This window comes from Frankia umida, from assembly GCF_023242945.1.
In the GTDB taxonomy this organism is placed as follows: domain Bacteria; phylum Actinomycetota; class Actinomycetes; order Frankiales; family Frankiaceae; genus Frankia; species Frankia umida.
Map to the genome: position 1 here is coordinate 1 of NZ_JALKFT010000127.1, position 296 is coordinate 296.

General features: G+C 70.3%; 1 protein-coding gene. It reads left to right on the top strand.

Features of this window, described 5'->3' with window-relative positions; all coding sequences use genetic code 11:
- The coding region (locus MXD59_RS26085; protein ID WP_248827213.1) for a HEAT repeat domain-containing protein at positions 1-296 on the top strand (296 nt) is incomplete at both ends.

The following is a 296-nucleotide window of genomic DNA, read 5'->3' on the forward strand; positions in this document are numbered from 1 at the left end:
GGCGGCGGTCGGGGCGATCGCCGCGGGTTGGGCTGACGACGAGGCCACCCTTTCCTGGCTGCGCGACCGAGCTACCACCGACGATCACTATGACGTGCGGCGGGCGGCGGTCGGGGCGATCGCCGCGGGTTGGGCTGACGACGAGGCCACCCTTTCCTGGCTGCGCGACCGAGCTACCACCGACGATCACTATGACGTGCGGTGGGCGGCGGTCGGGGCGATTGCTGCGGGTTGGGCTGACGACGAGGCCACCCTTCCGCTTCTGCGCGACCGAGCTACCACCGACGATCACTATG